At 63.3% G+C, this 20,306-nt stretch carries 21 protein-coding genes; 9 read left to right on the top strand and 12 right to left on the bottom strand.

Annotated elements, in window-relative coordinates:
* Positions 1-29: 29 nt before the first annotated feature.
* The 6 genes from FJ428_RS26895 to FJ428_RS26870 all read right to left on the bottom strand — a co-directional run bounded on the left by FJ428_RS26895 (position 30) and on the right by FJ428_RS26870 (position 4,457).
* The gene (locus FJ428_RS26895) at positions 30-380 is read right to left on the bottom strand and encodes a cupin domain-containing protein (protein WP_181167405.1); all 351 of its coding nucleotides are present in this window, start codon (positions 378-380) and stop codon (positions 30-32) included.
* A gap of 83 nt (positions 381-463) precedes the next feature.
* Positions 464-1,744: an O-acetylhomoserine aminocarboxypropyltransferase gene (locus FJ428_RS26890; RefSeq protein WP_140880512.1), complete on the bottom strand. Its 1,281-nt coding sequence runs from the start codon at positions 1,742-1,744 to the stop codon at positions 464-466.
* Positions 1,745-1,901: 157 nt separating this feature from the next.
* The gene (locus FJ428_RS26885; RefSeq protein ID WP_140880511.1) at positions 1,902-2,423 is read right to left on the bottom strand and encodes a CoA-binding protein; all 522 of its coding nucleotides are present in this window, start codon (positions 2,421-2,423) and stop codon (positions 1,902-1,904) included.
* Positions 2,420-3,202 carry an AAA family ATPase gene (locus FJ428_RS26880; protein ID WP_140880510.1) on the bottom strand — a complete coding sequence of 261 codons (783 nt, stop codon included), beginning with the start codon at positions 3,200-3,202 and terminating at the stop codon, positions 2,420-2,422. The genes FJ428_RS26885 and FJ428_RS26880 overlap by 4 nt, the downstream gene beginning before the upstream one ends.
* Positions 3,202-3,624, bottom strand: coding sequence for a VOC family protein (locus tag FJ428_RS26875; protein WP_140880509.1), 423 nt, complete (start codon positions 3,622-3,624; stop codon positions 3,202-3,204). Before FJ428_RS26875 ends, FJ428_RS26880 begins: the two co-directional genes overlap by 1 nt.
* An 11-nt stretch (positions 3,625-3,635) precedes the next feature.
* On the bottom strand, positions 3,636-4,457 hold the full coding sequence (locus FJ428_RS26870) for an enoyl-CoA hydratase (protein WP_140880508.1): 822 nt from the start codon (positions 4,455-4,457) through the stop codon (positions 3,636-3,638).
* Between the two features lie 152 nt (positions 4,458-4,609).
* On the opposite strand from FJ428_RS26870, the gene FJ428_RS26865 reads away from it, so the two are divergent.
* The 4 genes from FJ428_RS26865 to rpsI all read left to right on the top strand — a co-directional run bounded on the left by FJ428_RS26865 (position 4,610) and on the right by rpsI (position 6,989).
* Positions 4,610-5,056: a PaaI family thioesterase gene (locus FJ428_RS26865; protein ID WP_140493956.1), complete on the top strand. Its 447-nt coding sequence runs from the start codon at positions 4,610-4,612 to the stop codon at positions 5,054-5,056.
* Positions 5,057-5,118: 62 nt separating this feature from the next.
* Positions 5,119-5,766: a LysE family translocator gene (locus tag FJ428_RS26860; RefSeq protein WP_140880507.1), complete on the top strand. Its 648-nt coding sequence runs from the start codon at positions 5,119-5,121 to the stop codon at positions 5,764-5,766.
* Positions 5,767-6,040: 274 nt separating this feature from the next.
* On the top strand, positions 6,041-6,505 hold the full coding sequence (gene rplM, locus FJ428_RS26855; RefSeq protein WP_010915638.1) for a 50S ribosomal protein L13: 465 nt from the start codon (positions 6,041-6,043) through the stop codon (positions 6,503-6,505).
* Between the two features lies 1 nt (position 6,506).
* On the top strand, positions 6,507-6,989 hold the full coding sequence (gene rpsI / locus FJ428_RS26850; protein ID WP_140493960.1) for a 30S ribosomal protein S9: 483 nt from the start codon (positions 6,507-6,509) through the stop codon (positions 6,987-6,989).
* 61 nt (positions 6,990-7,050) lie between these two features.
* On the opposite strand, the gene FJ428_RS26845 is transcribed toward rpsI, so the two are convergent.
* From FJ428_RS26845 to FJ428_RS26835, 3 genes are all read right to left on the bottom strand, one after another.
* Positions 7,051-8,439 (bottom strand): MFS transporter, encoded by a 1,389-nt coding sequence (locus FJ428_RS26845; RefSeq protein WP_224519178.1) that lies wholly within the window; start codon positions 8,437-8,439, stop codon positions 7,051-7,053.
* Between the two features lie 81 nt (positions 8,440-8,520).
* On the bottom strand, positions 8,521-9,579 hold the full coding sequence (locus FJ428_RS26840; RefSeq protein ID WP_140880506.1) for a glycerophosphodiester phosphodiesterase family protein: 1,059 nt from the start codon (positions 9,577-9,579) through the stop codon (positions 8,521-8,523).
* A gap of 95 nt (positions 9,580-9,674) precedes the next feature.
* Positions 9,675-10,883: an acyltransferase gene (locus FJ428_RS26835; RefSeq protein ID WP_140880505.1), complete on the bottom strand. Its 1,209-nt coding sequence runs from the start codon at positions 10,881-10,883 to the stop codon at positions 9,675-9,677.
* Positions 10,884-11,006: 123 nt separating this feature from the next.
* Between FJ428_RS26835 and speB the strand changes: the two genes are divergently transcribed.
* The 3 genes from speB to FJ428_RS26820 are packed head-to-tail and all read left to right on the top strand — an operon-like array spanning position 11,007 to position 13,809.
* Positions 11,007-12,014 carry an agmatinase gene (gene speB / locus FJ428_RS26830; protein ID WP_140493966.1) on the top strand — a complete coding sequence of 336 codons (1,008 nt, stop codon included), beginning with the start codon at positions 11,007-11,009 and terminating at the stop codon, positions 12,012-12,014.
* A gap of 29 nt (positions 12,015-12,043) precedes the next feature.
* Positions 12,044-12,970 (top strand): N-acetyl-gamma-glutamyl-phosphate reductase, encoded by a 927-nt coding sequence (argC, locus tag FJ428_RS26825; RefSeq protein WP_140493968.1) that lies wholly within the window; start codon positions 12,044-12,046, stop codon positions 12,968-12,970.
* Complete coding sequence (locus FJ428_RS26820; protein WP_210240547.1) at positions 12,967-13,809, top strand: aminoglycoside phosphotransferase family protein; 843 nt, start codon at positions 12,967-12,969, stop codon at positions 13,807-13,809. The genes argC and FJ428_RS26820 overlap by 4 nt, the downstream gene beginning before the upstream one ends.
* 82 nt (positions 13,810-13,891) lie before the next feature.
* On the opposite strand, the gene FJ428_RS26815 is transcribed toward FJ428_RS26820, so the two are convergent.
* The gene (locus tag FJ428_RS26815) at positions 13,892-14,980 is read right to left on the bottom strand and encodes a COX15/CtaA family protein (RefSeq protein ID WP_140493972.1); all 1,089 of its coding nucleotides are present in this window, start codon (positions 14,978-14,980) and stop codon (positions 13,892-13,894) included.
* Positions 14,981-15,163: 183 nt separating this feature from the next.
* Between FJ428_RS26815 and FJ428_RS26810 the strand changes: the two genes are divergently transcribed.
* Entirely contained in the window at positions 15,164-15,379 is a 216-nt protein-coding gene (locus FJ428_RS26810) for a DUF2842 domain-containing protein (protein WP_140493974.1), read from the top strand.
* A gap of 17 nt (positions 15,380-15,396) precedes the next feature.
* Here the strand turns inward: FJ428_RS26810 and FJ428_RS26805 are convergent, their stop codons facing one another.
* Positions 15,397-16,455 (bottom strand): polysaccharide deacetylase family protein, encoded by a 1,059-nt coding sequence (locus FJ428_RS26805; protein WP_140521815.1) that lies wholly within the window; start codon positions 16,453-16,455, stop codon positions 15,397-15,399.
* An 88-nt stretch (positions 16,456-16,543) separates the two neighbouring features.
* Here FJ428_RS26805 and FJ428_RS26800 point away from each other — a divergent pair, with 88 nt between their 5' ends.
* Complete coding sequence (locus FJ428_RS26800) at positions 16,544-17,770, top strand: GNAT family N-acetyltransferase (protein ID WP_140493978.1); 1,227 nt, start codon at positions 16,544-16,546, stop codon at positions 17,768-17,770.
* 46 nt (positions 17,771-17,816) lie between these two features.
* Here FJ428_RS26800 and FJ428_RS26795 read toward each other — a convergent pair whose 3' ends face one another.
* The gene (locus FJ428_RS26795) at positions 17,817-20,066 is read right to left on the bottom strand and encodes an exopolysaccharide transport family protein (RefSeq protein ID WP_140880504.1); all 2,250 of its coding nucleotides are present in this window, start codon (positions 20,064-20,066) and stop codon (positions 17,817-17,819) included.
* Positions 20,067-20,306 lie beyond the last annotated feature (240 nt).

The raw sequence follows: 20,306 nt of genomic DNA, 5'->3' as shown, positions 1-20,306 counted from the left end.
GCAGGCCTGAGCTGTGAGCTGCGCGCAGCTCACAGCCTGATCACATACTCCTTGCGGGTGGTTTCAAGCACTTCCCAGCTTCCCTTAAAGCCAGGCCGCAGCACGAAGCTGTCGCCGGCCCTGACGGTGCGCGCTTCGCCACCCTCCTCTTCGATCACCGAAACGCCGGAGAGGATGTGACAGAATTCCCATTCGTCGTAGACGATGCGCCACTTGCCCGGGGTCGATTCCCAGATACCGGCATAAAGGCCGCCTTCGCGCTCCTCGACGTTCCAGGTGCGGAATTTCGGATCGCCCGAGATCAGGCGATCGGGCGCCGGCGCGCCTTCTTCGGCGCCGACAGAATCCGTCGATATCGTCAGGTAATGCTCGGACAGGATTTGCCTCCATGAAGAACCGGCCTCGGGCCGGCTCGCCTTACCCCGGCGTTTTGCGCCGACCCGCCCACGAGGGGGAGGATAGATCAAACTTTGGCGAGTGCCTGTTCGAGATCGGCGACGATGTCGGTGACGTCCTCGATGCCGATGGACAGCCGCACCGTGTCCGGTCCCGCACCCGCCTTGACCTTCTGCTCGTCGGACAGCTGTCGGTGCGTGGTCGACGCCGGATGGATGACCAACGACTTGGTGTCACCGACATTGGCCAAGTGCGAGAACAACTCCAACGCTTCAACGAATTTGACGCCGGCCTCGTAACCGCCCTTGAGGCCGAAGGTGAAGACCGCGCCGGCGCTTTGCGGCGAGTATTTCTTTTGCAGGGCGTTGTTCTTGTCGCTGGGAAGGCCGGGATAGTTGACCCAGGCCACCTTGGGATGGTTGGACAGCCAGCCCGCGACGGTGATCGCATTGTCGCAATGGCGCTGCATGCGCAGCGGCAAGGTTTCGAGGCCTGTCAAAATGAGAAAGGCGTTGAACGGCGAAATCGCCGGGCCGAGATCGCGCAGGCCAAGCACGCGCGCGGCGATGGCGAAGGCGAAATTGCCGAAGGTTTCGTGCAGCACCAGGCCGCCATATTCGGGGCGCGGTTCCGACAGCATCGGGTACTTCCCTGATTTCGACCAGTCGAACGTGCCGCCATCGACGATGGCGCCGCCGATCGAGTTGCCGTGACCGCCAATGAACTTGGTCAGCGAATGGACGACAATGTCGGCGCCGTGCTCGATCGGCCGGATCAGGTAGGGCGAGGCCAGGGTGTTGTCGACGATCAGCGGCAGGCCATGCTTACGCGCGATGTCGCCGATCTTCTCGATGTCGACGAAGGTGCCGCCGGGATTGGCCAGACTCTCGATGAAGATCGCCTTGGTCTTGTCATCGATCTGGCTCTCGAAGGTTGACGGATCGTTCGCTTCGGCCCAGCGCACCTCCCAGCCAAAGTTCTTGAAGGCATGGCCGAACTGGTTGATCGAACCGCCATAGAGCTTGTTGGCGGCGACGAAATTGTCGCTCGGCTGCAACAGATTGTGGAACACGATTACCTGGGCGGCGTGGCCGGACGCGACCGCAAGGGCGGCCGTGCCGCCCTCGAGCGCCGCTATGCGTTCTTCGAGCACCGCCTGCGTCGGGTTCATGATGCGGGTGTAGATGTTGCCGAAGGCCTTCAGCCCGAACAGCGAGGCGGCATGATCGGCGTCGTCGAAAACAAAGGAGGTCGTCTGGTAGATCGGCGTGGCGCGTGCGCCGGTGGCCGGATCGGGCTTGGCGCCGGCATGGACGGCGAGCGTGTTGAAACCGGGCGTGCGGGTCACTGAAACCTCCCTCGAAAAAACTTCTGAAATTCGCCGGCCATTCTTGGCCAAGCTCGACCACGAATGCAAAGAAGAAAATGCCCTTCGGCGTGTCATCTTCGACCGGGCAGCAGGAAAATGCGGCTCCTGCCGGAATAATTTTGCGCCTTCCCGTTGTCTATTTTTGCCGCACGCCGAAACTCTGGAATCCCGACCGCATCAGCGGCTTCTTCGACGACAGCACACCGGAATTGACCCCGGTCCAGCCGATCTCGCCGGACAGCTTGCCGTATTCGATCTTGGGGCAGCGGTTCATCACCACCTTGATGCCGGCGGCTTCGGCGCGCGCGGCGGCCTCGTCGTGGCGCACGCCGAGCTGCATCCAGATCACTTTCGGCAGGGGATCGAGCTTCAGCACCTGGTCGACAACGCCGGGCACCGCCGCCGAGGCGCGGAAGATGTCGACCATGTCGGTGGGCTGCGCAATCTCGGCAAGGCTGCCATAGACCGTACGGCCGAGTATCTCCTTGCCGGCATGGCCCGGATTGATGGGGAACACCTCAAACCCCTTGGCCAGCAGGTATTTCAACACGAAATAGCTCGGCCGCACGTCGTTGGCGGACGCGCCGACCATGGCGATGGTCTTCACCGAATTGAGGATGCCGGCGATGTAGGCGTTGTCGTAGCTATCGTGATTCATGGCTCGTCCTCATACAACGCCTCGGCGAGAAAGCCATCAGGATCACTGCTGAAATCGCGCATCATGCGGAAGTGGTCCGTATCACGAAAATCGGTCGGATCGAGCCCGAACCGGCTGATGCGGAACAGCCGCGCGCCCGGACAGGCCATCAGCAGCGGCGAATGCGTCGCCATGATCACTTGCGCGGTGCCCGACCGATCCATGCGCCGCAGCATCTTGAGAAGCTCGATCTGGCGCGATGGAGACAGCGCGCTTTCGGGCTCGTCGAGGATGTAGATGCCTTGTCTGCGGCAACGTTCCTCGAAGAAGCGGATGAACCCTTCGCCATGCGACCAGGACAGAAAGTCGGGCGGAGGTGGCTTGAACGGATCTTCCAGGGCCACCTGGTCAAGATAGCGAGCCACCGAGTAGAAGGATTCGGCGCGAAAGAACCAGCCGGCGGTGACTTTTGGCAACCAATGGCCACGGAAAGTGTCTGCCAGCGCGGCACCACTCTTGTCGATGGCGCCGGAATGGTCGACGGGCTGATAGCCCTTGCCGCCTCCGGCTTCGTCGTAGCCGGCGAGCGCGCCGATCGCCTCGAGCAATGTCGATTTGCCGGTGCCGTTCTCACCGACGATGATGGTAATTGGTGTGGTGAATTTGAGTTCGAAGGCGTGACCGCGAAACAGCGGCAGGTTCCACGGGTATTTTTCCCAATCGGTCACCCGCTCGGAATCGAGCAGAATGCGCTTGAGATAGGGCGCCTTGAGCCGCGTCAACTGCCTGCGGTGAGCCATCAATCGGGCAGCGAGATCGTACCGTCTTCCGCGATCGGAAAGGCCGGGTTGTGCGCCACTTCCCAGACGTGTCCGTCGGCATCGGCGAAATAGCCGTACCAGCCGCCCCAGAAGGCACGGTCTGCCGGCTTGACGATGCGGCCGCCGGCCTTTTCAGCCATCGCAAGCACCGCGTCCACTTCGGCATCGGAGCGGGTGTTGTAGGCGAGATAGACGGCGGCAGGCGCCTTGGCGAAGGTGATGCCGGAATCCTCCTCGGCGCTGGCGCGCGGGAACAGGCCGAGTATAACACCACCCATCTGGAAGAAGGCGACGCCATCGGTGATGCCCGCATGGCGCTTCAGGCCCATCGTCTCGTAGAAGCGCACCGCACGATCGAGATCGTCGGTGGCGATGGTGATGATGGAGATGCGCGGCTCCATGACTTTCGTCCTTATTCGTCGGTCCATTCCGGCTTGCGTTTGCCGATAAAGGCGCCGATGCCCTCCTGGGCGTCACGCGCCAGCATGTTCTCGACCATGACCCGGCCGGTATAGGCATAGGCATCCGCCAGCCCCATCTCGGCCTGCGCATAAAACGCTTCCTTGCCGGTCTTCACCACCGAAGGTGATTTTGAAGCAATGGTTTGCGCGTATTTGTTGACAATCTGATTCAGGTACTCGCGCGGCACTATGCGGTTGACCAGGCCGAACTCCTTGGCGGTCGCGGCATCGATGGTTTCGCCGGTCAGGAGCATTTCCATGGCGTGCTTGCGCGAGACGTTGCGAGACAGCGCCACCATCGGCGTCGAGCAGAACAGGCCGATATTGACGCCCGGAGTGCAGAACGTCGCCTCATGCGAGGCGATGGCGAGGTCACAACTGGCGACAAGCTGCAGGCCGGCGGCGGTGGCCAGGCCATCGACCTCGGCGATCACCGGCTTGGGGTGGCGCACGATCGCCTGCATCAGCGTAGCGCAGGCGGCAAACGTCTCTTCGAAGAAGGCCTTGCCGCGATCGGCGTCGGCGCGGCGCGCTGTCATCTCCTTGAGATCGTGGCCGGCGCAGAATACCTTTCCGGCCGCCGACAACACTATGACGCGAACGGCCTTGTCGGCCCTGGCACGGTCCAGTTCCTCCGTCAGCGCCGTCATCACCGCCAGGGAAAGCGCGTTCGCGGGGGGATTGGCAAGCGTCAGGCGCAGCACGCCCTCGTCGCGCCTAGCCGCAACCGGCCCTTCAACTGCGACAGGCTTGATGGCAAGGATTTCGGCCATGGCTAAGGTCTCCGCGATTCCGTTCCGCTGGCAGGGTATCTAATATCGGCTGGGGTTTCATCAACACCGTATCGCTTGCGCCAGTAGGATGAAGGTGTTGCCAGAAACGCGCCGCTTCGCCCATACAGGCTTGGCGCAGAATGAGGACCGAGATGCCCGCCCAGACCAAGCTCGAGCCGGTGCTGACAGCAGCCCAGGTCAATGCGCTGATGGAGACCGTGTTTCCGCAGCTCAACGAAAAGGGCGCGGCCTTTGAGGCAACCGACGTGTTTCCCGGCGGCTGCACCGTGCGGCTCAATGCCGGCGAACGGCATTTGCGTCCCGGCGGTACGGTGTCCGGCCCTGCCTTGTTCACGCTGGCCGACATTGGCGGCTATGTCTGCGTGCTCAGCCATGCCGGGCCCGATGCGCTCTCGGTCACCACCAATCTGAACATCAATTTCGTCCGCAAGGCCGAGGCAGGACCGATCGATGGCCATTGCCGCATCCTGAAGCTCGGAAAGAACCTGATGGTCTTCGACATCGACATCGTCGCCGGCCCGGAGGGGCAGACAGTGGCGCACGCCACCGGAACCTATTCGATCCCGCCGAAACGCTGACACGGAGAAGGCCGATCCGGCATCCTGGCCGGAACTCCCGATCGACACGTCCGTTTTGCGGCATGCCCGATCCGACCACATACCTTGCCTTTCTCGGCGCCGTGCTTGCCTACCAGCTTTCCGGCGTCGGGCCCGATATGATGCTTGTGATCAGTCGCGGCGTCGGGCAGGGCTGGCGCCACGCGCTGGCGGCCGCGACAGGCTGCGTATCGGCCGGCGTCGTACAAATTCCATTACTTGCGATGGGACTTGCCACGCTGATCACATCCTCGCAGCCTCTTTACAGCTTTCTCCAAATCGTCGGCGCCATCTATCTGATCGCCATCGGGGTCAAATTCCTGTTGGCGCGCCGGCAGGATGAAAGTCGTACCTCTGCCTTTGCCAACACCGGTGGCACTGCTGCCGCTTTCCGGCAAGGCATGATCTGCAATCTCACCAATCCGACGACGCTTGCCTTCATGTTAGCGATGCTGCCGCAATTCGTTCACCCTTGGGCCGGTCCAGCGGCGTTGCAGTTCGTCATTCTCGGCACGACTATGAAGATGATGGGAATGGTTGTCCTCGGCGCTGTCGCGCTGACCTCCGGCGCGGTCGGCGGCTGGCTGTCGCGCCGAAGCAGCTTCGTCGTGTGGCAGGGAAGGCTGGCCGGAGCCATTATGGTCGCCGTCGGAATCAGACTCCTGCTTGCAGTGACGAGTGGCCGGCGGTGAGCGAAATACCAGCCGTTTTGGCGGTAGGCCGTGTTGTAAAATAATACCACATAGTTTAGTACTTGAAATTTAACGGTTTTTCGTTTTCGTTGACTCCCGATGATGCTTGACGAGGGCTACCCTCCTCCCCTATAAGCCCTCACGAAGCAGCGGCCCGCAAAGGCCGCCGTTTTGTTATTGGCGGCGGGCAAGCGCTTTTCGCCAATCCAAGCAACAAGAAACGCCTTCCTTATCGTTTGTGGATTGGGGAAGGTCCGAACCGAAAGCAGAAAACATGACAACCTTTTCGCAGAAGCCTGCGGATGTGGTGAAAAAGTGGATCCTGATCGACGCCGAAGGTCTCGTCGTCGGCCGGCTCGCCACCGTTATCGCCAATCATCTTCGCGGCAAGCACAAGCCGACCTTCACCCCGCATGTCGACGACGGCGACAATGTCATCGTCATCAATGCCGACAAGGTGGTGTTCACCGGCAAGAAGTTCACCGACAAGGTCTATTACTGGCACACCGGGCACCCCGGCGGCATCAAGGAGCGCACCGCGCGCCAACTGCTCGAAGGCCGTTTCCCCGAGCGTGTCGTCGAGAAGGCCGTTGAGCGCATGGTTCCGCGTGGCCCGCTCGGCCGTCGCCAGATGAAGAACCTGCGCGTCTATGCAGGCGCCGAGCATCCGCATGTCGCCCAGCAGCCAGAAGTCCTCGACGTGGCCAAGCTGAATTCCAAGAACAAGAAGGTCGCATAAGATGGCTGAGCTTTCCTCGCTCGCAGAACTGGGCGCCGCCACCGGCAACACCAATACGCAGGCCGCGGCACCCGTCCATGTCCAGAAGCTCGACAAGTCGGGCCGCGCCTATGCCACCGGCAAGCGCAAGAACGCCATCGCGCGTGTTTGGGTGAAGCCAGGTTCGGGCAAGATCGTCGTCAACGACAAGGAATTCGCGACCTATTTCGCGCGTCCGGTCCTGCAGATGATCCTCAACCAGCCGATCATCGCCGCCAACCGCTCGGGCCAGTACGACATCGTCGCCACGGTCATCGGCGGCGGCCTTTCGGGCCAGGCCGGCGCTGTGCGTCACGGCATCTCCAAGGCGCTGACCTATTACGAGCCGGCGCTGCGTGCCGTGCTCAAAAAGGGCGGCTTCCTGACCCGCGACAGCCGCGTCGTCGAGCGCAAGAAGTACGGCAAGGCGAAGGCCCGTCGTTCGTTCCAGTTCTCGAAGCGCTAAGCGCATCGCAGCTTCACAACCGAAAGGCCGCCTCCGGGCGGCCTTTTTGCGTTGCGCATCACTATTGAGCGGAATGGTCGGCGTCGCGGATGAACAGGAACGCGCAAAGTGCCGAGCCGGCCACCGCGAGCGCCGAGGCCAGGAATGCCAGTTGCATGCCCTCGATCGTGCCCAGCGCCAAGGCGGATCCGAACAGCGCCACCCCGATCGCGCCACCCGACTGGCGCACGGTGTTGAGCACGCCCGATGCCGTTCCCAACATCTCCGCCGGCACGGAAGACAACAGCGCGGTGGTCATGGCCGGTACGGCAAGACCAATGCCGACCGGCAGGAACAGCAGGCGCCACAGCAGCGACAGGTAGGACGTATCGGCCTGGATCAGCGCCATCAGTCCGAAACCGGCTGCCCCGACGAACAGGCCAATCGCCATGGGCGATCGTGGGCCATGATTTGCGGCAATGCGCCCGGCGGCAATGTTCGACAGGGTGACTGCCGCCATGAACGGCAGGAAGGCCAGCCCTGTCATTTCGGGAGAAAAATGCCTTTCCTGCTGGAAATACAGGCTGAGCATGAAGATCGTGCCATAGAGCGTCAGGTTGACGGCCAGTCCCACGAGGCTAGTCACAGCCGGCACGCGGCTGGCAAAGAGACCGAGCGGAAACATCGGCGCCCTCGTCCGGCTCTCGACCAGCAGGAACAGGCTTGCGGCCACCGCCGCCAATACCAGTCCGCCGATGACCGGCATTGAGGTCCAGCCCGATGAACCGGTTTCGATAAAGGCGCCGGTCAGCGAAAACAGCGCCAGCACGACAAGTCCCTGCCCCACCCAGTCGATCGGCGGCCGCTCGGCCTTGAGCGGCGTTTCCTGCAGAAACCGATAAGCCATCCAGATGGCGAGAGCGCCAATGGGCAGGTTGACCAGAAAGATGCTGGCCCAGCCAAGCGACGCGACCATGAAGCCGCCGAGCACCGGCCCTGCCGACAGCGCGATGCCGCCCGCCGCCGTCCACAGCCCAACGGCGCGTGCCCGGCGCGCCTTGTCGGATGCGTAGGCGCGATTGAGGAGTGCCAGCGAACACGGCATCAGCAAGGCGGCACCCGCGCCTTGTGCAGCGCGCGCCGCAATTAGCAACCAGGCACTCTGAGCCAGGCCGCAAGCCAGCGAAGCAATGCTGAACAGCGCCATGCCGCCAACGAAAACGCGGCGAGCGCCGACCCTGTCGCCGAGGGCGCCGCCGGCGAGCAGCAGCGAGGCGAAAGCAAGCGTGTAGGCGTCGACGACCCATTGCAGGCCGCCGACCCCCATCGACAGCCCAGTACCGATCCTGTTCAGCGCGACGTTGACGATGGAGACATCGAGCTGCACGACCACGAAGCCGAGGCTGGTCGCAGCAACGGTGGCGGCATAGGCGGCAGGGCGCTTGATAACGATGGTATCGGGCATGCCCATGGATAACGGGTTTCCCCTGACACCGTTGCGTCAGCAGGCGCCGGCCTGCGACAACCAGGCCGGAACTTCAGCCGCGGCAAATCAATTGATGCTGGCGGTCGCGGCAGGTTCGACGCGTTCGCCCGTCCCCGCATAGGGCACGCGAAACCCATTTGCTGCCAGCCAGCCTATCGCCGCCTTCGGCTCATCGGTCTGGATGATTGTGGCGCCGCGATCGGCCCAGAAGCCCCAGGCTTCACGCGGCAGGCTGGCCTGAACCGCCAGTTCATCGCCCCGACCGCCGGCAAGGAAGCCGCCGGGCTTGTTGACGATGGCGTAGGTGTCGGCCCAGATGTGCCAGTCGCCCCTCACCGCGGCCGCGCGCATGCGCGTGCTGAACAGCGCTCCGCCAGTCTCGGTCAACGTCTCCGCGCCGGCGCGCCAGTTGATCAGCTCGATCGCGCGCGGCGCAAAAGCATGGTCGACCGTCGCGACGAAACCGGCGTCATGCACTGCGTCGTCGGCGATGATCGGCATGAACTGGAAGCCGCTGCCGACCGCTTCCATGGCAGCCTTCACCGTAGCGATCCTGGTCTGGCTCCACAGGTTTTCCTTGACGATGACCTGGTCGGCCATGCCGAGATCTCGCGCCACCGCGACCATACCCGCCAGGTCCCCAACCTCGAGCTTGTTGTCGAGATTGATGAGGATCTTGTCCCGGGTCGCCAGCAGCATCTCGCGCAGCGTCGAGACTGTCTCGTCGGTGACGGCGCCCGTGCCTTCGATCACCAGCCGGCAGCTCTCCAGTTCGGCCAGCGTGTACTTAACCACCTCACCCTTGCAGGTCGTGGTGCGATCAAGCCAGCTGTCATGCATGACGACAAACTCGCCGTCCTTCGAGCGCCGGATGTCGACCTCGACGATCTCGGCGCCAATCGCGATCGAGCCTTCGACGGCGGCGAGCGAATTTTCCGCATACAGCCTCTTGCCGGTCTGCATGCTGCCGGCGCGATGCGCGGCCACCATGACGTGGTCGCGCCAATGGTTGGCATGTTCGAAGCGGTCGAGGATCTGCCTGGCGCGGGTTTCGCCCGCCATTAACTGGCTGGCGGAAGCCGCCAGCGTGACGGAAAGCAGAAGGCTCGGCCAGAAGGTCCGCATCGAGAATCGCTCCATTCCGGATCAAACCGGGAATAGGCGATGCCCGTGACATCTAGGTGAACGAAGCCGGCTAGCGGTTGCCGCGATATGTCGCCTCAGATGCGTTTCGACAGTCGGCGGAACCAGGCCATCGCAGGCATCTCGACACAACGCCAGGTGATCCAGGAGACACCTATCGTGACAAGAAGCATGACGAGGATCGCAACGTCCCCCGCCCAGCCGGCGCCGAAGCCGGTCGCCGGCTCTCCGCGCAAGACGATGTCGCCGACAAGACCGAGGCCGAGCTTGCGCTCGACCAGGCCGGCGACATTGATCATGCGCGCCTGGACGAAGATGTGGACCATGTAGATCGAGTAGGACAGCGCGCCGAGCGTCAGAATGAGTGGGGTTCTCAGAAAGACACTGATCCAGCCCCCCTCATGAGCAAAGAGAAACAATGCCAGTGCAAACACCAGCGGTGCTGCGATCCCGGCATCATTGTCGCCCGCCAGTGCGACGAAAAGCACAATGACAGCCGCCATGACGATTTCGGCAAGGGTCCAGCTCAGCAACGGGCCGGTCCGGGCAAGCGCCTGTCGCGCGCCTGCAATGGAATCATGCTGGAACCAGGCAAGCAAGGCGCCGAGCGAGAAGCCGTACAGGCAGCGTATGAAGCCGAAATCGAAGGACACATCCATATGGTGGGTCGAGAAGCCAAGCAGAAACAGCGGCGCGGTGATGGCGGCGGCGACGAACCACACCCAGGCGCGTGCCCCGGCGGTGAAGACCACTCCCGCGAACAACAGGTAGGCGAAGAACTCCGCCGAAATGCTCCAGCTTGGCGCATTCCAAGTCAATTGGTCCTCGAAGCCGACCCCCTGGAGCAGCAGCAGGTTGGCAAGCAGGCTCTGGAGGCTGAAGCCGCCGGTGAAGGGAGCGGCACCGGCGCCATGCACCTGCGGCAGCATCAGCCGCAGCAGCTCGAATCCGGCAAAGGCGGCGAGCATGAGAAAATGCAGCGGATAGATGCGGCCGAAGCGCACCACCGCAAAGCGTGCGACCTCCCGCGGCTGGTTCAGCCGCCAGCCATAGGAGCTGGCGATGACGAAACCGGAGAGAACGAAGAAGAAGTCGACAAACAGATAGGACGAACCGACAAAGGCGCTTTGCGAGATCGTCGAAGCGGTCGGGAAGTGGAACAGCGCAACCAGCAGGGCGCAGATGCCGCGCCACGAATCGAGAACCAGGAACCGCTCACCCGCCACCGTGCCGGACTGGATCGACGCCGCGCCATGGGGAGAATCAAGAAACGCGGTCTGTGTCATGATGATACAATCCTGTCTCGCGGCGGCACCGCGCCCGCGCCGTTTCGTTTCCCCAAGCTGTGACTGGCATGTTGCGTGCCGGTTCTGTAGTTGTTGCACCCCGATGAAAACCAAGGATCCGTAATGGCGAACAAGAACATCGACCATGCCTTCACAGCCCGCTCGAAGACGGGCGCTTCGCTGGAGCCGACCTATGCCGGCGCGCTGTCGTTCATGCGACGCAAATACACGAAGGATGTGAAGGGCGCGGACGCTGTGGTTTGGGGCATCCCTTTTGATGCCGCCGTCACCAATCGGCCCGGCGCGCGTTTCGGGCCGCAGGCGATCCGCCGCGCCTCGGCAATCCTCGACAACGATCCGCAATATCCCTTTTCGCGCGATCTGTTCGAGCACCTCGCGGTGGTCGACTATGGCGATTGTCTGCTTGATACCGGCAACCACCAGAAGACGCCGGGGACGATCGAACGCGAGGCGGCCAAGATCCTGAAGTCAGGTGCCTTCCTGCTGTCGCTGGGCGGCGACCATTTCGTCACCTGGCCCCTGCTCAAGGCACATGCCGCAATCCATGGCCCGCTCGCTCTGGTGCAGTTCGATGCGCACCAGGATACCTGGGAGGATGACGGCAAACGCATCGACCATGGATCCTTCGTCGGCCGCGCGGTCAAGGAAGGCATTATCGATCCCGACCGCTCGATCCAGATCGGCATCCGCACCCACGCGCCCGACACGTTCGGCATCAAGATCCTCTACGGTCACGAGATCGAGGAGATGCGTGCATCCGACATCGCCTACGCCATCGTCGACAGGACGGGCGGCAAGAAGACCTATCTCACCTTTGATATCGACTGCCTTGATCCCGCCTATGCACCCGGCACCGGCACGCCGGTCGCCGGCGGGCCGTCCTCTGCAAAGATCCTGTCGACGCTGCGCCAGCTCAACCAGATCGATATTGTCGGGGCCGATGTCGTGGAGGTTGCGCCGGCCTACGATCACGCCGATATAACGGCGATTGCCGGCTCGATGATCGCCATGCAGTATCTCGGCCTGCTGGCCGAGCGGAAAGCACGGCTCGAAGAGCTGAACAACGGCAGCCACAACGGTGCCGCGGTGAACCAAGGCAACGGCATATAGTTTTCGATATCAGGGAATTTGATCAGCCAATGAAACCGAAAATCTTCATCGACGGCGAGCACGGCACCACCGGTCTCCAGATCCGGGCGCTGCTTGCCGAGCGCGGCGACCTGGAGATCATTTCAATTCCCGCCGAGCGCCGCAAGGAAACGGCGGCGCGAGCCGAATTCCTCAATGCCGCCGACGTTGCGATCCTGTGCCTGCCGGACGATGCGGCGAAGGAGAGCGTGTCGCTGATCTCCAACGAGACCACCAGGGTCATCGATGCTTCGACCGCGCATCGCGTAGCGCAAGGCTGGGAATATGGCTTTGCCGAGATGGACAAGGAGCAGGCGAAGAAGATCGGGGCGGCGAAACGCGTCGCCAATCCCGGCTGCTGGCCGCAGGGACCGATCGCGACGCTGCGGCCGCTGGTCGCCGCCGGCCTGCTGCCTGCGGATTTCCCGGTCACAGTCAACGGCATCTCGGGTTATTCGGGCGGCGGCCGCCCGATGATCGAGGACTATGTCGCCAAGGGCGAGGACGCCTCTGAATTCCTGCCCTACGGGCTCACCCTCCAGCACAAGCACGTGCCGGAGCTCAGGGCCTATGCGAAACTGTCGCACGATCCGATCATGCAGCCAGCGGTGGGCAATTTCGCGCAAGGCATGATCACGGTGGTGCCGCTGCAGCTCGGTGGCCTCGACCATGTGCCGACCGGTGCGGAACTCCATGCAGCCATCGCCGACCATTTCGCCGCCATCAAGGGCGGCGTGGTCGAAGTGGCGCCCTATGCGCATGTGGAGCGCATTCCGGAGATCGATCCGGAAATCTACAATGGCACCAACCGAATGAAGCTCTACGTCTTTGCCAATGACAAGCGCGCGCAGGCCCTGCTGCTCGCCGTTTACGACAATCTCGGCAAAGGGGCATCGGGGGCTGCCGTACAGAACATGGACCTGATGCTCGGCCTCTGATGGCGGCACCGGCATTTCCGGACCGTTGGAAGATCAGCGCGCCCGAGCTCATCGCCGAGACCTTTTCGAGCCGCATCTGGAAGGTGCGGCGCGAGGACGGCTCGCCGGCGATCGTCAAGGCGCTGAAGCCATTCGATGACGTCGCAGACGAGTTGCGCGGCGAGCATTTCCTTGCCTGGCGGCGCGGCGAAGGCGCCGTGCGGCTGCTGGGCCGCGACGGGCATTCCATGTTGCTCGAATATGCCGGGGAGACCATGCTGTCGCATGTTCTTGCCGAGCAGGGAGATTTGGCCGCCACGGAAATCGCGGCGGAGGTGATGGCAAAGCTGTTTTCGCCATCGGATCACCCCGCTCCGCCCGACCTGCAGCCGCTTCGGGAACGATTTTCCAGCCTGTTCAAGAAAGCGGAGGCCGACCGTGTCGTTGGCCGGAACAGCCTTTATGTCGAAGCGGCGGAAATCGCCGACCGGCTGCTGGGTGGTCCGCATGATGTCAGGCCGCTGCATGGCGACCTCCATCACGACAACATCATGCACGGAGCACGCGGCTGGCTGGCGATAGATCCGAAGGGCGTTCTCGGCGACCCGGGATTCGATGCCGCGAACATGTTCTACAATCCTCTTGATCGCGACGACCTTTGTCTCGATCCCCCACGGATTGCCGGGATGGCTGAAGTCTTTGCGCGAACGCTGAGCCAGACGCCGGCGGCAATACTGGATCACGCCATCGCCTATGGCTGCCTGTCGGCTTCCTGGCACCATGAGGACGACAACGCGATCGAGGAGAACCGCGAACTGTCGGTCGCAGCAGCGATCCGAACGGTACGGCTCGGCTTCTGATCCGTGCCGCCTTGCGTCAGGCGGAATTCGACGGCGACAAGACGATGGCGCAGTCGAACGTTCTGGATGTGACCGGAGAGACTCAGCGTCCGAGGGCGATCTCGTGGGGCAAGGGATATGCGCCCTTGGTGCCGCGCCAATGCGCGGCGGCGAACCCCAGCACGATCAACGCGAATCCCTGGTGGATCAGCGCCATGTGCAGCGGCACATGCATCAACAGCGTGCCGATGCCGACGGAGGCCTGCACCAGCACCAGGGCAAACAACAGCGTCGCGCGACGAGCATGCGTTGAACCGGGCAGACGGCGACGCGCGGCGATCATGTGCCACAAGGCGACGACGAACACCGTATACGCGCCGATCCTGTGCACGAACTGCACCGTCTTGGGGCTTTCGAAGAAATTGCGCCATGCCGGCTCCAGGATCAGCAGATCGCCGGGAATGATCTTTCCGTCCATCAGCGGCCAGGTGTTGTAGCTCAGGCCGGCGTGGAGCCCGGCGACCAGACCGCCGAGATAGATCTGGATCAGCGCCAGAAGCACTACGAGACCAGCCAGTTTCTGGGTCGAACGATCGGCCGCAGGTTCCGAATGCGGCGCCAAGCCGCGCGCGACGACCATGGTCGCCGTGAAGATCAGCGCGGCAAGCGTCAAATGGGTGGCGAGCCGGTACTGGCTGACCGAGACGCGGTCGACCAGACCGGAGGCAACCATCCACCAGCCGATGGCGCCCTGCAGACCGCCGAGAAGCAGGATGCCGACCAGCTTCGGCCCCAGTCCGCGCTCGATGCGGCGCGCCGCCCAGAAGAACAGCAGCGGCAAGGCAAAAACCAGACCGACGCTGCGCGCCAGGAGACGATGCGCCCACTCCCACCAGAAGATCGACTTGAATGCCTCGATGCTCATGCCCTTGTTGAGCTCGGCATATTGCGGGATCTGCTGATAGCGCTGGAATTCCTCTTGCCATTCGGCGTCGTTGAGCGGCGGGATGACGCCGTGGATCGGCTGCCACTCGGTGATCGACAGGCCGGACTCGGTGAGCCTTGTGGCGCCGCCGACCAGCACCAGCGCGAACAGCACCAGAAGCACGACGTAGAGCCAGCCGCGCACCAGCGCGCGGTTGTGCAGATCGCGGTCACGCGCCTCGTAAGGCGCGGCAGTAATGGCGGCCATGGATTTATCCCGGCAGGTTGAAGTCGCGGATTGGTGGACCATCGCATTCCCGCATGCAAGACCGGGCGGCGCGGCACGCCGTCGCGCCGCGTCTGTCGGGTTGCACAGCTTCGCGTCAAGGCCTATGGCGAAGCCGACACATTGAGCTGGGCCGCACTTTACCCCGGCTCCAGGAGGCCAACCATGCCCGTGCGCCTGAAAAAGCTGATCGGAACGTTCCTGCTGGTGGCGCTTGTCATCATCTACGCGCTGGTCGCATCGATCTTCGCGGTCGCCCGGCTGTCCGAGGCGGGCCCGTGGACGCATTTCCTGTTCTTCCTGCTAAGCGGCCTGCTCTGGGTGCTGCCGGCCATGGGCATCATCAAATGGCTGATGCTGGAGCCTCGGCCCAAGCGCTGAACCGTTGCCGGCCGGCCTCAGATGGTGACCACCATCTTTCCGGCGTTGGCGAGCGGCGTCGTCACGCCAGACAGCATGGTGCGGATGTGGGCGAGGTTCTGATAACGGCCGTTGACCGAGATGCGCGGCAATGCGTGCAGGAAGCCGGCGTGTTCGGCGCGCAGCACGCCATGACGGGTGGTCACGGCCGAGGTGTAGCCGGCATCGCGGACAAAGCCCACTTCGCGGCAGCCGACGGCGCTGGCATAGCCGTAGGGATAGGCGAAATGGCGCGGCTCCTCGCCCAGCTCGGCTCGCAGGATGGACTTCACCCCGACGATTTCGTGCCGCGCGTCGGCTTCTGAAAGCCGCTTCAGATTGCTGTGGTTGATCGTATGAGCACCGATCGTTACGAGCGGATGCGCTGCGATCGCGCGGATCTCCGACCAAGTCATCAGCGTGTCGACGCGCGGCCGGCCGGCGTCGACGCCGTTCGCATGCGCCAGTTCGCGCAGCACGGCGCGCAGGTCCTCCTCGCGAACCTCGCTGGTGAGATAGGTGTGCAGCCGTGCGATGGCCTGGAGCTTTTTGGCCGGGCTGGTGCAGTCGATCGTCGTTTTCCCTTCGGACGTCGTCAGGGTCAGGCGATCGCCCGCGTTGACGAGATCCTCGACCACGTCCCACCACAGATCCGCAGTGCCGTTGATAAGCCCCGGAGCCACATAGATGGTGATCGGCGCGCCGTGCTTTTCCAGCACCGGCAAGGCCTCGGTCATGTTGTCGCGATAGGCGTCGTCGGCGGTGATGGCGGCGAACTGGCCGCCCTTGCCGCGCGCCGCGATACGCTCCACCGCCTCGTCCATCGAGACGAAGGCGTAGCCATCCGCCTTCAGGCCGGCGATCATGGCGTCGAGGAAGCCGGGCGCAATGTTGAGATGACGGTTGACGCTGTCGGGCTTTTCGGGCTTTGCCGTAACGCGGTGCAGCATGAGGATGGCGCCAATACCGCCGACCAGCGGTTTGGCCAGCGGTGCGAGGCCGGTATAGCGGGCGACGTTGAGCGCCAGCTTTCGGATTGCCTCCCCGCCGTCGATCATTCCTTCACCTTTTGCGCCTAGGCTGAACCAAGCACGGATACGCCTGAGCGCCCCCAAATCGGCAGCAATACGCCCTAAGGATTGAGGTATGGTTGACGCGGCCGCGTCATTTGACGGCAATCGCCTGGCGGCAATCGAAGCCCCGCCCAGTGTGCCGCCGATAGAGCCGGCTGGGCTGTCGGTTTCCACCGCTTCCGCCGATGGGCTCGCGGCCTATGCCGCGTTCTGCCGCTCCGCCGTGTTCGCGCCGGCGCAGAGCGCGGTTTGGATCCGCAACTGGGCCGCGCAGGTCGAGCCGGACCCGGTCGTGGCGATGCTGAATTGCGAAGGCAGACCGGTTTTCGCACTGGCGCTGGAGGTCGTCGGCCATGGGCCATTCCGTGTTGCGCGCTTCATGGGCGGCCGCCACGCCAATGGCAATTTCGTCGCCGCCGACCCGCAATGGCTTGCCAGGGCGGACAGTGCGGCTATTCGTTCGACCCTGGCGGCCATAGCCGAGGCTCGCCCCGACATCGATCTCGTCGCCTTCGAACGCCTGCTGCCCGACCTCGATGGCGTAGCCAACCCACTCGCCTCGTTCGATTATTTCGACAGCCCGAACCTGTCGCTCGCCGTCGACCTGGTCGGCGGTTTCGATGCACTGCTCTCTCGGGCAAACGGAAAGCGCAAACGCAAGAAGCACCGCTCGCAGACGCGCAAGTTCGAGGCCATCGGCAGCCATCGGCGCATCGAGGCGCGGACCGTGGACGAGGTCGGCCGGCTGCTCGACGGCTTTTTCGAGATGAAGGAATCCCGCTTCCGCAGGATGGGCATCGCCAACGTCTTCGGCGACAATCAAGTGCGCGCGTTCTTCCGTGCTCTGTTCACCGAGGCGCTTGCCGAGGATAAGCCCTCCTTCGTGCTGCACGGGCTCGAGGTCGCCGGCAAGCTTCGCGCCGTGACCGGATCGAGCCGCTCGGGCAAACGGCTGATCTGCGAGTTCGGCGCGATCGCCGAGGATGACCTCGCCCACACCAGCCCCGGCGACTTCCTGTTCTTCGACAATATCCAGGAAGCCTGCGAGGCGGGTTTCGACGTCTATGATTTCTCGGTCGGCGACGAGCCGTACAAGCGTTTATGGTGCGATATCGAAACGCAGCACTTCGAGGTGCTGGTTCCGCTGACGTCGAAAGGCCGCGCACTGGCGCTGGGGCTGCGGCAAAGCGCCAGGCTGAAAGCCGTCGTCAAGAACAGTCCGACGATCTGGAAGCTGACCAAGCTGCTGCGTCGCAAGGCCGCTGGCCAGGCGCCGGCGCCCGCCGAGGACGGTAGCTAACCCGCCCACCTTCCAACGTGATGACCACAAGCGCCGCTCATCGGACTCAAGCCGCCGAGCGCCTTCCCGGCACCGGGGTGCCCGGCGGTTCGTGGCCGAGCGGGGTCACCAGCGTCAACTCCGGATAGCCATTCTCGATAAGCTTGACGGCGGCCTGCGTCACCTCATCATCCGGCTCCAGCATGGAGAGGAACACCTCGGTCGCATCGCCACCCAGACGGCTGATGCCTTGGGCGTCGGCGGGACCGCATTCGACCACCACCAGGTCATAGGCGGTGGTCAGCGATTGCATGATGATCGGCAGCCGGTCGGCGGCGCGCATGGCGCGAACCGGATCGGCGGTGCCGACAGGAATGACATGGCAGTCGGAATAGAGGTCGGGGTGGATGACTTCGCTGAACTGCGCCTGCGACGCGAGCAGATTGGTGATGCCCGGGAACAGTCCGCTGTCGAGCATCGGTCGCGAGGCGGCGCCGGAAGCCGTGAGGTCGAGCAGCAGCACGCGCAGGCCGGCGTCGGAGACCTCACGCGCCACCAGGATCGCGGACGCGGCCGCCTCGTCACCTTCGGGCGACACGAAGATGGCGCGCGCGGCGCCGCTTGCGATCAGCTTTTCCGCCGCTTTTTCAACGTCGATCTCGCCCAGCACCGAACGCGGCCTGGTTTTGGCGACCGGGACGGCCTCGGCAACAGGGACGGTTTCGGCGACCGGTGCGCCGGCGGCGGGTTCGACCTCTATGGCAGATTCCGCCGGCGAGGGCAGATCCGGTTCCACCATCATCTCCGGTTCCACCGCTTTCTCAGCGTGGTGCTCAGGCCCGGACTCTGGAATGATCGTCGTTTCCCTGGCCGCGACCGGCATCGCCACCTCGTCGATCGGCTCGAAGCGAGCGCCGCTGGCCGGGCGCATGGCGCGGCCGGAAAAGAGTTCGCGCAGCAGCGTGAACACCGACATGAGCAAAAGCGAGGCGGCAAAAGCAGCACCGACGATCGGCCCGATCTTGGGGAAGTAGGCCTCGGAAGGCACTACGGCCTTCGAGATGACACGCGCGTCGACCGGCACGTAATTGCGATCCTGGCGCGAAGCCGCCTCGCGGTAGTTGGTCAGGTAAAGTTCGAGCTGCTGGCGCTTGGCGGCAGCGTCACGCTGCAGCGCATCGAGACCGACCTGCTGTTCGCCTGCCTCCGCGGAAGCCGCCTTCAGCGTGTTGACGTCGGCGACGAGCTGGCTCTCACGTGACTTGGCGGCATCGGCCTGCATAGCCAGCCCCTTCATCACCTTCTGAGCTTCGCTGCGGATCTGCGCGTCGAGATCGGCCAGCTGTGATTTTGCCGCGCGAATGCGCGGATGATTGTCGAGCAGCGTCGTCGACAGGTCGGCGATGTTAGCGCGCAGTTCGACCTGCCGTTCGCGCAAGCGCTGGATCAGATCGGATGACAGCACCTCGGGCAGCGAATCCAGCGAGCCGCCATTCTGCAGCGCCTTGCGCACGCTGTCGGCGGTGCCCTCGGCGGCGGCGCGGTTGGCCCGCACCCGCGACAATTCGGTCGACAGTTCGGCCAGTTGTTGGGTGGCGAGCACAGAATTGTTGCCGCCCACCAGAAGGTCCGACTGGGCGCGATAGGCGGCGACCTTGGCCTCGGCATCCCTGACCTGCTTCTGCAGATCGGCGATCTCGGGAGCCAGGAAGTCCGCCGCAGCGGTGTTGGATTCGAGCTTGGCCGCGCCCTGCCCGGCAATGTAGGCGGCGGCAATGGCATCGGGGATAGCAGCCGCGAGCTTGGGATCTTCCGAGGAGAACTCGATGGCGATGATACGCGTCTTTTCGACGCCATAGACGTTGAGCTTCTCGCGCATCTTCTTCAGGACGCGTTCGTCGACCGGAATATCCATGGGATCGTTCTTCAACCCCACCAGGATCAGCAGGCGGTTGAGAGGCGACATATCGACAGTTTCGTCGAATTCGTGCAATCGCGACAGATCAAGCTTCTGCGCTACCTGCTTGAGGATTTCGTTGGACGAAATGATCTGGACCTGGGTGGCGACGCCTTGCTCATCGAGGATAGGCTTGTCGCTGTCATTGCTGCCGGCCGGGCGCGTGTAGACGGATTCACGCGTATCGATCTGAACCTGCGTCTGGGCCTTGTAGTGCTTGGTTGCCAGCGAAGCGAGCGCAAACGCCAACCCGGTAACCACCAGGGAGACGACCAATATTCGCAGCCAGTTCCTCGCCAGGCTGGCGAAGAGCTGCCTGAGATCGACGTCAACGTCTGCGGCCGTGGACTGAACGGACATGCATCCTACTCCGATACGGATCGCATGCACCGTAAACAACTATGGTAACTCAGCCGTTAAGATCACAGGAAGCTTCCGTCAGGACTTACTGGCAGGCGCCAAGCAAAACCGTCAAAGTTATAAAACTCCTGCCGATCGATGCCGTATCGATCGCGCCCTTTACCGGCCATTAACCCTAACAGGACGATAACGGACGCGCTCTCAGATGTTTGCTGCGACGCCGCAGCGGCCAGTCGAAGG

It is taken from the genome of Mesorhizobium sp. B2-8-1 (assembly GCF_006440955.1).
Lineage (GTDB): Bacteria > Pseudomonadota > Alphaproteobacteria > Rhizobiales > Rhizobiaceae > Mesorhizobium.
Note: the sequence above shows the minus strand (reverse complement) of the source record. Positions and strands in the feature narration are given on the sequence as shown.

Bases quoted from the DNA above. Each gene is read 5' to 3' on its own strand.
- FJ428_RS26885 (WP_140880511.1), bottom strand. From the start codon at position 2,423: ATGAATCACGATAGCTACGACAACGCCTACATCGCCGGCATCCTCAAT.
- FJ428_RS26865 (WP_140493956.1), top strand. From the start codon at position 4,610: ATGCCCGCCCAGACCAAGCTCGAGCCGGTGCTGACAGCAGCCCAGGTC.
- FJ428_RS26800 (WP_140493978.1), top strand. From the start codon at position 16,544: ATGGTTGACGCGGCCGCGTCATTTGACGGCAATCGCCTGGCGGCAATC.
- FJ428_RS26795 (WP_140880504.1), bottom strand. From the start codon at position 20,066: ATGTCCGTTCAGTCCACGGCCGCAGACGTTGACGTCGATCTCAGGCAG.
- rpsI (WP_140493960.1), top strand. From the start codon at position 6,507: ATGGCTGAGCTTTCCTCGCTCGCAGAACTGGGCGCCGCCACCGGCAAC.
- rplM (WP_010915638.1), top strand. From the start codon at position 6,041: ATGACAACCTTTTCGCAGAAGCCTGCGGATGTGGTGAAAAAGTGGATC.
- FJ428_RS26860 (WP_140880507.1), top strand. From the start codon at position 5,119: ATGCCCGATCCGACCACATACCTTGCCTTTCTCGGCGCCGTGCTTGCC.
- FJ428_RS26835 (WP_140880505.1), bottom strand. From the start codon at position 10,883: ATGACACAGACCGCGTTTCTTGATTCTCCCCATGGCGCGGCGTCGATC.
- FJ428_RS26810 (WP_140493974.1), top strand. From the start codon at position 15,164: ATGCCCGTGCGCCTGAAAAAGCTGATCGGAACGTTCCTGCTGGTGGCG.
- FJ428_RS26840 (WP_140880506.1), bottom strand. From the start codon at position 9,579: ATGCGGACCTTCTGGCCGAGCCTTCTGCTTTCCGTCACGCTGGCGGCT.
- FJ428_RS26805 (WP_140521815.1), bottom strand. From the start codon at position 16,455: ATGATCGACGGCGGGGAGGCAATCCGAAAGCTGGCGCTCAACGTCGCC.
- FJ428_RS26875 (WP_140880509.1), bottom strand. From the start codon at position 3,624: ATGGAGCCGCGCATCTCCATCATCACCATCGCCACCGACGATCTCGAT.
- FJ428_RS26870 (WP_140880508.1), bottom strand. From the start codon at position 4,457: ATGGCCGAAATCCTTGCCATCAAGCCTGTCGCAGTTGAAGGGCCGGTT.
- FJ428_RS26880 (WP_140880510.1), bottom strand. From the start codon at position 3,202: ATGGCTCACCGCAGGCAGTTGACGCGGCTCAAGGCGCCCTATCTCAAG.
- FJ428_RS26845 (WP_224519178.1), bottom strand. From the start codon at position 8,439: ATGGGCATGCCCGATACCATCGTTATCAAGCGCCCTGCCGCCTATGCC.
- speB (WP_140493966.1), top strand. From the start codon at position 11,007: ATGGCGAACAAGAACATCGACCATGCCTTCACAGCCCGCTCGAAGACG.
- FJ428_RS26815 (WP_140493972.1), bottom strand. From the start codon at position 14,980: ATGGCCGCCATTACTGCCGCGCCTTACGAGGCGCGTGACCGCGATCTG.
- argC (WP_140493968.1), top strand. From the start codon at position 12,044: ATGAAACCGAAAATCTTCATCGACGGCGAGCACGGCACCACCGGTCTC.